Source organism: Pedobacter sp., assembly GCF_035317785.1.
Lineage (GTDB): Bacteria > Bacteroidota > Bacteroidia > Sphingobacteriales > Sphingobacteriaceae > Pedobacter.
The window spans coordinates 1-12,099 of the sequence record NZ_DATHGC010000064.1; the positions used below are offsets into that span (position 1 = coordinate 1).

At 42.6% G+C, this 12,099-nt stretch carries 9 protein-coding genes; 1 reads left to right on the forward strand and 8 read right to left on the reverse strand.

Features of this window, described 5'->3' with window-relative positions:
- Positions 1–341 precede the first annotated feature (341 nt).
- Entirely contained in the window at positions 342–2,795 is a 2,454-nt protein-coding gene (locus VK541_RS04070; protein ID WP_324367184.1) for a TonB-dependent receptor, read from the forward strand.
- 12 nt (positions 2,796–2,807) lie between these two features.
- On the opposite strand, the gene VK541_RS04075 is transcribed toward VK541_RS04070, so the two are convergent.
- The 8 genes from VK541_RS04075 to VK541_RS04110 form a co-directional block, all read right to left on the reverse strand.
- Positions 2,808–4,211 carry a sialate O-acetylesterase gene (locus tag VK541_RS04075; protein WP_324367186.1) on the reverse strand — a complete coding sequence of 468 codons (1,404 nt, stop codon included), beginning with the start codon at positions 4,209–4,211 and terminating at the stop codon, positions 2,808–2,810.
- Between the two features lie 4 nt (positions 4,212–4,215).
- Entirely contained in the window at positions 4,216–5,460 is a 1,245-nt protein-coding gene (locus VK541_RS04080; RefSeq protein ID WP_324367188.1) for an MFS transporter, read from the reverse strand.
- A gap of 17 nt (positions 5,461–5,477) precedes the next feature.
- A complete protein-coding gene (locus tag VK541_RS04085; protein ID WP_324367190.1) occupies positions 5,478–6,548 on the reverse strand; it encodes a galactose oxidase in 1,071 nt (356 codons plus the stop codon).
- 38 nt (positions 6,549–6,586) lie between these two features.
- A complete protein-coding gene (locus VK541_RS04090; RefSeq protein WP_324367192.1) occupies positions 6,587–7,498 on the reverse strand; it encodes a dihydrodipicolinate synthase family protein in 912 nt (303 codons plus the stop codon).
- Between the two features lie 70 nt (positions 7,499–7,568).
- Positions 7,569–8,765: a sialidase family protein gene (locus VK541_RS04095; protein WP_324367193.1), complete on the reverse strand. Its 1,197-nt coding sequence runs from the start codon at positions 8,763–8,765 to the stop codon at positions 7,569–7,571.
- 31 nt (positions 8,766–8,796) lie between these two features.
- The gene (locus tag VK541_RS04100) at positions 8,797–9,729 is read right to left on the reverse strand and encodes a dihydrodipicolinate synthase family protein (RefSeq protein ID WP_324367195.1); all 933 of its coding nucleotides are present in this window, start codon (positions 9,727–9,729) and stop codon (positions 8,797–8,799) included.
- A gap of 87 nt (positions 9,730–9,816) precedes the next feature.
- Positions 9,817–10,503 (reverse strand): FadR/GntR family transcriptional regulator, encoded by a 687-nt coding sequence (locus tag VK541_RS04105; protein ID WP_324367197.1) that lies wholly within the window; start codon positions 10,501–10,503, stop codon positions 9,817–9,819.
- Between the two features lie 196 nt (positions 10,504–10,699).
- Positions 10,700–12,099: sulfatase (locus tag VK541_RS04110; protein ID WP_324367199.1), on the reverse strand; the 1,400-nt coding region annotated here is incomplete at its 5' end.

Here is a 12,099-nt window from a genome sequence, read left to right on the forward strand (position 1 = left end):
ACAGGCCTGCGTAGCTTCCTCCAATAATGATAACGTCATATTTGTTGTTTGTTTTCATAATTCATCTTTTTAATAACTCAAATACGGAAGGCATAGCGTACGCCCCCTTTACACGCAACAAAGTTGCACAATTACGATTGAACCGAAGAATATTTTTTGCAACATAGATGCAATAATTCACATACTTAGATTTAAACGCATTGATGTTTGTAACTGTCATCTTACACATCTGCCTGATATACAGTTAATCCAGTAGGCTAATTATTTAGATTTATTTTAAATAGTTTTGTTTAGAATAGTTTTAAATAATACATTTGCCCCGAAATCAAATTAAACACACGATGATTAAAACCTTAACTTTTTCTATCTTTCTATTCATATGTTCTGTAAGCATGTCCTTCGCGCAAACAGGGAGCGTCACTGGAACAGTAAAGACATCTGATGGCAGCGCGGCAGAATTTGTAAGTGTAACCTTAAAGGGCACCAACAGAGTGGCGCGCAGCAGTAAAAACGGTGAGTATCAGATTAAGAACATTAAACCTGGATCATATACATTGACGGCCTCTTACATCGGATTGCAAACACAGCAGCAGTCTGTTGAAATACGATCTGGGGAGACTACAACAGTTCACTTTATACTCAAAGAAAATGCCGATGAGCTTCGTGAAGTAATCATATCATCCAGAAATTCAAACAAGGTAAATGTTGTTGTAGCCAAAATGCCGTTGAAAAATCTGGAAAACCCGCAGGTGTATAATTCCGTTCCCTTAGAAATATTAAAACAACAGGTGATCACAAGTTACGATGATGCACTTAGAAATGTGCCAGGAATTACCAGGACCTGGGAGTCTACGGGCAGAGCCGGGGACGGAGCGTCTTATTTTGCCCTGCGTGGCTTTGATGCCCAACCTAGTCTGATCAATGGATTGCCTGGTTTAACAAGCGGTAATCTGGATCCGTCGGATGTAGAAGAAATACAAGTAATTAAAGGCCCGTCCGCAACCTTGTTTGGGGGCAGCTTCTATAGCTATGGAGGGTTCATTAATACCATTACAAAAAAACCATATTATGACTTTGGCGGAGAAGTCACTTATAATCAAGGCAGCTATGGTTTAAACAGGCTGACAGTCGATGTAAACGCGCCACTTAGCAAAACAAAAAAGATTGCATTGCGCATCAACACTGCTATTCACAGAGAAGACAGCTTTCAGGATGCAGGATTTAAAAAATCTTTTTTTATTGCCCCTTCTTTATCTTACGAAGTTAATGACAGACTGTCGTTTAATATTCTTGCGGAAATACTTGAGGAAAAACGGGCCATTGCTCCAGTATTTTTTCATTCAAACAGAACCGCCCCGCTTGACTTTAAAAACTTAGCGGAATTGAACCTTGACAACAAGCTTTCTTTTACCAGTAACGATTTAACAACAAAAAATCCACGCTATAACTTACAGGGGCAAATGTCGTATAAGCTATCAGACCAGTGGCATTCTCAAACTGTGATTTCTGGCGGCAGAGTAAAGTCTGATGGCATGTACACCTACATATGGGATGATGAACCTGAAGACGATTACTTTGATCAATATTTCCATAACGAAAACCAGGTGACAGGAACCATCGATATCCAGCAGAATTTTAATGGTGATTTTAAAATTGGAGGTCTAAGAAACCGGCTCCTGGTTGGATTAGATTATTATCATCGTAATGTGAAAGATAATGGCTCTGGCTGGGCATCAGGCAGACGGGTAACCCCACAAGGCGGAATAACGACCCGTGTTTATTACGATGAAGAAAATTTAGACGCGAATGGTGATCCTACCCGCACGGAGGCCCCAGCCATAGACCTGACAAAGGCATCTGTTAACAATCTGCTAGCCGGAATGGAAGGAAGCAATACTGAAATCTCCAACAGTTCTTACAGTGCTTATTTTTCTGATGTACTCAACTTTACGCCGAATTTTTCAGCAATGGTGAGTTTGAGGACGGATTATTTTGATTCGCCTGGTGATAAAGAGACAAAGGAAGATGATTTTGATCAGTTCGTATTGTCTCAGAAATTAGGTCTGGTTTATCAGCCGATAATAGATAAGGTTTCAGTTTTTGCAAACTATATGAATGCATTCATCAATAAAGAACCAGGGGTAAACTATAATGTCGACGGTGTTGTTTTGGGCATAAAGTCATTTAAACCGGAGCATGCAAATCAATGGGAATTTGGAGTAAAAACAAATTTGTTCTCGGATAAGCTCAATGCAACTGTTTCTTATTATAACATTAAGGTAACCGACAGAGTATACACAGATCCCGCCAATCAGCTGAACTCTATACAGGGCGGGAAAGTCAGAAGTCAGGGTTTTGAAGTGGATATCAACGTCAATCCTGTTTCAGGATTAAACCTGATTGCCGGCTACAGTCACAATTCAATAAAAGTACTGACAGGGGCTTCAATTGATTTTTATAATGAACCTGGAAGAACTCCGGGAGGACAAGGCCCGCAGGATCTTGCCAACTTATGGACGACTTACAAATTTGGACATGGTACATTAAAAGACTTTGGCCTCGGAATAGGCGGCAATTATGCGGGTAAGTATAAAGCAATCGACAATAGTATAACGGGTGTTTTCTATCTTCCTGATTATACTTTACTTAATGGAGGTATTTTTTACAACTCCCGCAAGATCAGAGTCGCATTTAATGTAAATAACCTGACCAACGAACAATATTATATTGGTTACTGGTCAGTGAATCCACAAAAACAAAGAAATTTCGCAGCAAGTCTGTCTTATAAGTTTTAGCCGGGTATAAAATTACCAGTTATCCGTTCTGAAAGGCTGTGCAGGTATGCCTTCCGTATTGTACAGGTTCCCGGAGAACCTGTCTTTAAAGGCATACCTGACTGCTACAGGACTTTTAACTGCGTCATTTTGTACCACAACTGTCTTTCCGGAGATCGTTGCCTCGGCCGGATAAAAAACTTTATCGCTGCCGGATATTTCAAACGAAATCAAGGGTTTGTCGTATGCCGTCAGACCGTTTGGAATTTCATCAAAACCAAGAATGGCTTTCCCGCCTGTTACTTTCAGCGTTTTATAAACGGGACCCATATAGGTTATGCCTGTCTTGCCGTATGTTTTATTTAATGCCCAGTATGCAAGCCTTTTGCTGATAATCGTTTTATCGGGCGGATGTATGGTTTTCATACTTCCTGCGTCAACGCTTACCGCCATTCCCGAATTCGGAATCAGTACCATCGCTCTGGATTGTGCCTCATACAATAGCGGGATGCTATCGGCAACGTCCTTGTAAACATTTGGGGCGATTTGGACATAATAAAACGGCCAATTTCCACGAGCCCAAAGTCCGCGCCAGAACTTTACCATGGCGGCCATTTTTTTATCATAACTGTGCGAATTAAACCTGTTGTTTTCTCCCTGGTACCATATAGTTCCCTTGATCGAATAGCCAATAATCGGGTTGATCATTGCATTAAACAATACGCCGGGATCATTCTTGGTGCTTTTAGCGGTATCAGCAGGTATTTTGAAGTCGTTAAAACCGGTCAGACTTTTAAGATCCATCCAGGCTTCTATATCGGTACCGCCATAAGCAGACTGAATGATCCCTACAGGAACCTTTAATCTTTGCTGCAGGATGCGCGCAAACTGATAACCTACAGCACTGAATTCCTTCACAGTTGAGGCATTTGTATTTTCCCATTTGGCGTTTAGTTCGGTTTGCGGCGTCTTTGACATCTTCTTTTCTATCCTGAAAAGTCTGACACCCGGCTCCTCCGCCTCCGTTAATATATCATTTGAATTTAGTACCGGCTGGTTTCCAAATCCCTTAACAGGCATTTCCATGTTTGACTGTCCTGAACACAACCATACTTCACCGATCAGTATATCTTCAAGCACCAGTTTGCTGCCGTCATTAAAAGTAATTTTATATGGCCCGCCTGCTTTCGGGGTCAGTACAGACAGCCTCCAGGATCCGTCTTTCGAACTGCTTAGGGTATGCAGCTTCTGGTTCCAGGAAGTAAGTATTGTTACTTTTGTATTTGCCTTCGCTTTTCCCCACAAAGAGACCTGGGTTTGCTGCTGAAGGACCATTCCGCTGGAGATGATTGCCGGCAATGAAACATTGGCTTTCAGGATGTCTGTACGAACAAAAAGGGTAAAAAGAACCACGGATATAGACAGTTTTAGTTTCATATGATTAATTCTGTGTGTTGTTCTTTTTTAGTTTTATAGCAAACAAAGACCAGGTTGCCAGAAGCATCATACCGGCTGAAATTTGATAAATAATGGAGAGATCGATCTGGGCGTCTTTTAACGCACCGCCAATATAAACCATCAGGCCACCTACAATGGTGCTTAAAAAATTGAGAAAGCCATAGCCTGTAGCTACATATCTCTGATCAGAAACCTGGCGCAGAATCGGCATCAGGTTGGCGTCGTTAAAACCTCTTGCCAAACCAAAAACCATCATGGCCAGGATGGCAATACCAAAAATATTTGTGGAAGCCATCAGAAATAAAAACGGCGCTCCGATAGTGAAACCAATAATAAGAATATACAACCGGCCTTTGTCATTTTTGCGTGTCCATCTGTCTGCCAGAATGCCTCCTAAAATTACACCGATAAAAGAGCCTGCCTGCACATATCCGGTTGCCGAAATCCCGGCCTCGCCCTGGTCAAGATGAAAATGGTCTTTCAGAAAAGTAGGCAGCCAGCCATAAACAATCCAGTTTACCATGCCCAGTACTGTAAAATAGAACAGGAGGACAAAAAAAGATTTTTCACTAAAAAGAACTTTTAAAGCCCCGGTAAGGCTCATTTTATGTGATACAGATTCCTTTTCCCCTTCGTCTTCTGAAGGTTCAACATTATGGTCCTTTAAAACATACAACAACACAAACGAGTACACAATACCAATGATTCCGAAAATGTGGAACCCGGAACGCCAGCCCCACAATTCTGAAATATAACCACCTAAACCTCCAAGTGCAAGGCCTGCATACAGACCGCTCATGTGTAATCCTGTTGCCAAAGAGCGTGTTTTACCTTTATGATAATCTGTAATTAATGCCAGTGCTGCAGGAATATAACAGGCCTCGCTCACGCCCATTAAAAAACGGGCAGCCAGCATTTCATGAAATGACGTCGCAAAACCGGTCCATAATGTAACGGCAGACCAGACCATAATACTCATTACGATCATCTTTTTTCTGCTGTATTTGTCGGCCAGATAACCCCCGAAAGGGCTTAAAAACCCATACGACCAGAGAAACACAGATGTAAGTAAACCAAACTGCGCATCGGTCAGCTTAAAATCCATTACAATGGGATCATGCATTGATGTAATTAAAATGCGGTCGAGATAATTTAAAAATGCCACGATCCATAGCATTGCCACAACTATCCATGAATAAAAGGAAGTGGTTTGTCCGGAATTCTTCATCTGCTGGTATTTATCTGTTAATGGTGTTTTTCAGGTGTTGCCATTAATACATTTGGCGTTCGTGTAGCGGGCCTGACCTCGCCACCGGGAATCACAATGTTCCCCTTCCAAACTGTCAGTGTAGTCGTCACCGGAGCCCAGATGCTTCCATTAGGATTTTTTACAGCGTCGTACTTTTTAGCTGTAAAGATCTTTCCTGTCACCTTCCAGGTATTTGTAAGGGTATTATAATTTAGGATCTGCTTTGAAAATCCCGGGTGATTTTCTTTTAAATTTGCTGCCTCAGGGGCAAGTTCGCCATCGTCTCCTCCGAATATCAGCAGAGTAGCTGCTGCGGAGTATGCTGGTGTGGGCGCAGCGGCAACAGAACTTGGAAGATCAGCAACTTGTTTCCATCCACCTGCAGGTGAATACTTATACGCGTCTTTTAAATACTTACGTTTCCCCTCAAGCAGCTCAACTCCGCTAAACAAATAAAACATCCCTTTTTGTGCTCCGGCAACACTCAGCATTCTTGCAGGACCGGGCCAGCTTTTTAAGATCTTCCAGGTTTTATGTTCCGAAGTCAGGTCCAGTGACCAAAAGTTCTGTCCGGCGGACTTATCCTCAGGGTTTTCAATACCTCCGGCAACATAGATGACATCGTCAACCAATGCCGCAGCCGTATTCGCTATTGGATGAGGCAGATCCGGCAATCTGCTGGTTTCTACCGCGTCGTTTTTATAGTTTAGTACAACCACTTCAGAATGATGTCCTTTTTCGTTACTTCCGCCTAAAATAATCAAAGCGCCCTTCCAGTTTACAGAAGCGCCATATCCCAATGAATGTGGTAATTTTCCCGCGTGCTTCCATTTCCCCTCAGGGCTTTCCAATACAAAAATGTCGTCATGCCAGGCCTTCACGGAACCCGTCCACGGAGCTCCTCCATCGGGGAAATTTGCACCGCCGGCAACCAGCAATGCGCCGTTAGCAACACCGGAGAAGGAGCCGGCAAAACCAATAGGATCGGGGACCGGCTGCAGCTTACTCCATTTCAAGTGAGATCTGGAAGCGTCCTGCGCAATCCCCTTATTTAAAACTAATGACATAAGGGAGATAAAAAGAAAGTGAAAAAATCTGTTCATGATTAAGGCTGCTTAACGGCATTGAAGAAACCGATCTCGTCCAGCGCCGCTTTAAATTGTACTGCGTCAGCATTTGAAAGCGGCTCGAGAGGCAGCCTGCAATTACCCAGATCAAGCCCTTCCATCTTCATTATTGCCCTTTGAGCCGGAATGGGAGGGTATTTGACCAAACAACGCACCATATTTACTGAATGTAACTGCATAGCTGCGGCGGCTTCACTCTTTCCTTCGTTATAGAGCTTCATCACTTTTAGATATAATGGTGCAGCAAATGTATAAGTACTTCCAATTGCCCCTTTGGCGCCCACGGCAAGTGCAGGCAATAGCATTTCATCATATCCGAAGAGAATATCAAATTTGCCTCCTTTATAGTTTAAGCAAGCCTGATATTCATTTAGCGTAGATGCGGTGTATTTGATACCTGCAAGATTAGGGATTACATCTTCTGCATGCTCCAGGAAAGCCACCAAATCCATGCCGACACCGGTTAATGTTGGGATACTGTAATAATAGAAAGGGGTATTCGGTGCTGCTGATGCAATCTCTGCCATACTTTTAACCAGATTGCCAACACTGGTCGGCTTGAAGTAAAAGGCTGCTACGCTAGATATAGCATCGGCTCCGATCTGCTCTGCATGAGCTGCCAGTTTGCGGCACTCGTAAATAGAACTATGCCCCACGTGAACCAATACCAGAATACGTTTGTCCACCGCTTTTACATAAGCTTCCGCGATAGACATTCTTTCGTCTATCGTTAAGTTCGGGCCTTCTCCGTTTGTCCCACAAATAAATACGCCAGATAATCCATCAGCTATCATTTTGTCAACTATCGTTGGGATAATGTCTAAATTTACTGTTCCATCTTCACGATAAGCTGCAAATGTTGCAGCTATTAATCCGGTTATTTTATTCATGTCTTTTTATATAATTTATTCTTGTTTACTAGGGTATATGTATTAATCAGCAGAAGCCGATCGGTTTAATTCATTTTTGAAGAAGCCAGGCCATGTTAAATTTTTTGAGCACCATGGTATAGTTAAACCCTTTATCTGAATTTGATTCATAAAGGCAATATATAGTGCCATCTGGTCCGACAGCTACGTCTGAATAACCAGCTGGTCCGGGATTAATTACTTTTCTTATAGGCCAGCTCTTGCCTTCATCGTTGCTCACTTTCACCATAAGATTTTTACGGGGGTATTTTGGAATGGGCTTTCCATCAGAAATCTGGTTATCAGGATTAATGAACAATATTGCGGGATTTTGTTTGTCCTGTAGCCTGATGATCGTCGCCATACAGATCGGCTCGAACAATTCCTCATCAAAAACTGGCTTTGTCCACCCGCTGATGCCATCATGACTATAACTAATACCTCTTCGATGAGCCCCGGAGACATTCCTGATGTTTAACATCACACGTCCGTCATTTAGCTCGATGGCCATGGTTTCACTTGGATTCATGAATTCAGGAGAATTATTGGCAACGATGGCCCCGCGTTTCCAGGTTTTGCCATGGTCATCGCTATAAATGGTAGCGATGCAGGATGGCGCATGGCTGCGTCTGGGCTTAAGTTTAGCGGGATCGCTTAACCACACTGGCACCAATAAACGCCCATTCTTTAACTGAATGCTATGTCCGGGACCCGGGGCAAGAACTTTCCAGTCGTATTCGGGCCTGAAGGCATCAAAAGCATAAGTAATATCAACAGCAGGGCTCCATGTTTGCCCATCATCTGCAGAACTGGTATAATAAGCCTTAGCATAATCACGCTGATACAGCAGGTGAATCACCCCGTTTTCATCAACGATGGGCGTTGCATTGCTGGTCGGTTGTCCGCCTATTCTTGGCGCGATTACAACATTAGGCTCCCACGTACGTCCGCCGTCCTTACTTCTCCGCATCAGCAGATCCATATCAGCCCAATCACTGGCTGTGCCAATCCTGCCTTCACAGAAAGCCAGTAACGTGCCTTTTTTCGACATTATCAACGCAGGTATCCGCATGGAGGCAAATTCACCACCCGGAGCAAAAACAATACTGCTGTCCAGCAATGCTTTACCAGATTTAAGCTGCCTTGTTTTGCATCCGTTAAATAATAAAGCAAGGGTACTTATAAAAATTATAGCCAGGCTATTTCTTAACAGGTGCAGCTTAACAGGGTGGTTTTTGAAAAGAAACATGTAATTAATTATGAGATGATTTTAAACTATATTATTTATAAAAAACTTCCGGCAAAAGCTCAGCGCATTTTTCCCTTACAGACAAGATATCATCTTCTGGTATTGACCTGTAAGGCCAGCGCAACCTGGGACTTATATTTGTCCAGCCGCCTACAGCAGCCATAAATTTATCTACAGCCTGGTTTGAATAGCCTTGATCCACTATATAAGGAACGATACAATCATTCATAAATCTTTGGATTCTGAATTGCAGTTCAAAAGGGTCACCGTTTTTGCTGATCATATCGTTATACCAGGTTTGTGCCGTTTTGGGATTTAGACATGCCACATTTGAATAGGCGCCATGTGCGCCCCGGGAAATTCCTGTTGCCAGGTGGTGTCCCGGAATAAACACAGAGAAAGGCACCGGCAAGCTGCGCATTTCCTGATACCATTGTTCGTCTCCGCCTGCAACTTTACAGCCAATCAAGGGGATGCCTGAGTTCAGTATTTCTGCAAAATCTAATGGACTAAGCTTCCTTTTAGCATGAGGTGGGTTATACAAGACCAAACCAATTGGATCAGCCGCTGCAGTCATTACCTTCAAAAAATCAATGATCTCTGTCATGGACGGGACAAACCAATCTGGCAGAATGATCTGAATGGCTGAAGGTTCTAATTTCCTGGCTCGTATTAATCTTTCTAAAGATATTTTAGGGCTCATGTGCGAACAGCCGATTTGAAACGGCATCCCTGCAGCATTACATTTTGAAGCCAGCATGCCGTTTACCTGATCAAACTCCTCTTCGGTCTGATTGTAAAACTCTCCTGCCGTACCATTGGAATAAATACCATCGACACCAAAGGAGATCAGCGCATCAATTTCTTGTTCCAGCTGTTGATAATTGATGCTATCGTCATCATTGATCGGAAGTAATAAGGTTGCCCAGTTGCCGTAAATCTCTTGTGCCTCGAATGGAATCATTATATCTGGTTATAGTACTTATGTAGTACATATCAAAAGTGTGAACTATTTTTTACAAATCAAAATAATAATTCATTCAGAGGCTATTTATTTTAATCTGTCAAAGTGAGGTTGCAAATGAGCCTCCATTCCTTTTTTGAAGTCGTCTTTTGAACCGGTTTTGAGAATCTGAACCAAATCCATATGGTTGACCTTGCCCCTGGTAGGCTTCTTTTCGAGTGTCACTACGTAATCGAAAATGGGAAGCAGCATGATTTGAAATCTTTTAAGTGTATTGTTGCCAGACATTTCGTACAGCTTGCCATGAAAAGCGATCTCATTTTTGATCCGGAATGAATTGTCATGGTTTATTTCTTTCTTTGCTATACTTTCAAGTTCTGCAATGTCCTTATCTGTTTTTCTGATATATAATAGGTCCGCCAATCCCATTTCCAGCACGAGCCTCAGTTCGAAAATATCCTGAAGCGTTTCTTTATCAATAATCAGGGGATCCAGAACCCGTTCAAATGTGCCAAGTATATCCGGCCTGGCCAATATCATCCCCCTTTTCTTTTTGGTTTCTACCATGCCCAGCATGCGTAATCTGCTCAAAGCTTCGCGGAGTACATTTCGGCTCACATCCAGAGCTTCAGCCAACTCCAGTTCCTTTGGCAAGGCATCCCCGGGCCGGAAGGATTTTTTTTTCAAATATTCTCTCAGTCTAACTTCAACAACATCTGCCATCGTGCTTGAACTGATGGGAGCCAGGTCTTTACTTAAATCATTTATTGCCATAATGCCTTCAAAAATGGGATATTTTTTGTTAATATGTACTACAAGATATGAAAAATATTCGTCATGTTTTACTTCTGGATGGTTATATTATTTTCTTTGGACAGCTTAAAATTGAAACGGGCTAAATGACGTTTTCCGGATGTTGCTTTGTTTCTGTTATCAGCCGCAAGAGCGTTGTCAATACCAGGCCAGCATATCATTGCGGCCTGCTTGGGCGAGCTTGCGACCATCCGTCATTAAGCTTTTGTTTTAGTTCTTTAACCAAAGTAATATTCAAAGAAACATCAGCTATATTATTTACTTCAGCAGGATCGACCTGATGGTCATAAAGCTCCGTTGCTTTGACTTCAGCCGTTTTAAAATCACGCCATTCCACGTAGCGATAGCGGTCCGTTCTCATCGCATACCCCATTAAATCTGGTGCTCCTTTGTATTGCCACGGCCGGGGAAACTGACTAAACACTGCGCTCTTCCATGGTTGATTGGGCTTGGTTAATAATGGCACTAAACTGGTTCCTTCCAGGCTATCGGGAATTTGGAGGCCGCCCAGATCAGCTAAAGTTGGGTATAAATCTACCAGCTCAACCAGTCCGTTAGATTTGACACCTTGCTTTTTCCCCGGAGCCACGATAATCAAAGGCACCCTGGTATCCAGTTCATAATTGGTTGATTTTGCCCATAACCCTTTCTCTCCCAAATGGAATCCATGATCACTCCACAATACAATGATGGTATTTTTCGTTAAATTTAAACGGTCTAATTCGGCCAGCACCTTTCCAATCTGGGCATCAGTGTAACTAATCGCAGCATAATAACCATGTAATAATTCCTGCGTTTTGGTATCCGTAATTAAATTATTAAACCCAATGTCACTATACCCTCTAAGCTCCTCGCTGTTGTGAGCGGCGTAGACAGGTATGTTTTTTGGAAGTTTTCGCTGAACAGGCAGGGTAATATTTTCCCGTTTATAAATATCCCAATATTTCTTTGGCGCACTAAAAGGCAAATGCGGGCGACGAAATCCTACGGCCAGAAAGAAGGGTTTGTCTTTAACTTTCCTTAAAACCTCCAAAGCCTGGTCTGCTACCTGTCCATCGACATAGGCATTATCAGGCACGTCTGCCAGTTCTGATGCGGCGGCCTTAGCCGATTTTTTTTGAAGATTAGAAGGCAGCACATATTTGCCTTCCTTTTTGGTTACTGCAAGTATCTCTGGTACAGACCAGGAAAGTGCATCTTGTGCCGATGCTGGATCGTGATAAATTTTACCAATACTTTGAGTATGATAACCATTGTTTTTAAAATATTGAGGTAATGTAACTACATCTGGAATCGTCGTACGGAAATGTGTATTTAAATCCCAAACCTTTGTTGTATTTGGTCTTCTTCCGGTCATTAAAGAAGTCCGTGAAGGAGAACACACAGCTTGCTGGCAAAAAGCCCGGTTGAATAAAACACCTGATTTTGCCAATTTATCAATATTGGGACTCTGCACAGTTTCATCTCCGTAACAGCCCAACTGAGGACGCAAGTCGTCTACCGCGATAAATAGCACATTTGGTTTCTGTCTGCTACTGCTCAATCCCTTGTTTACCC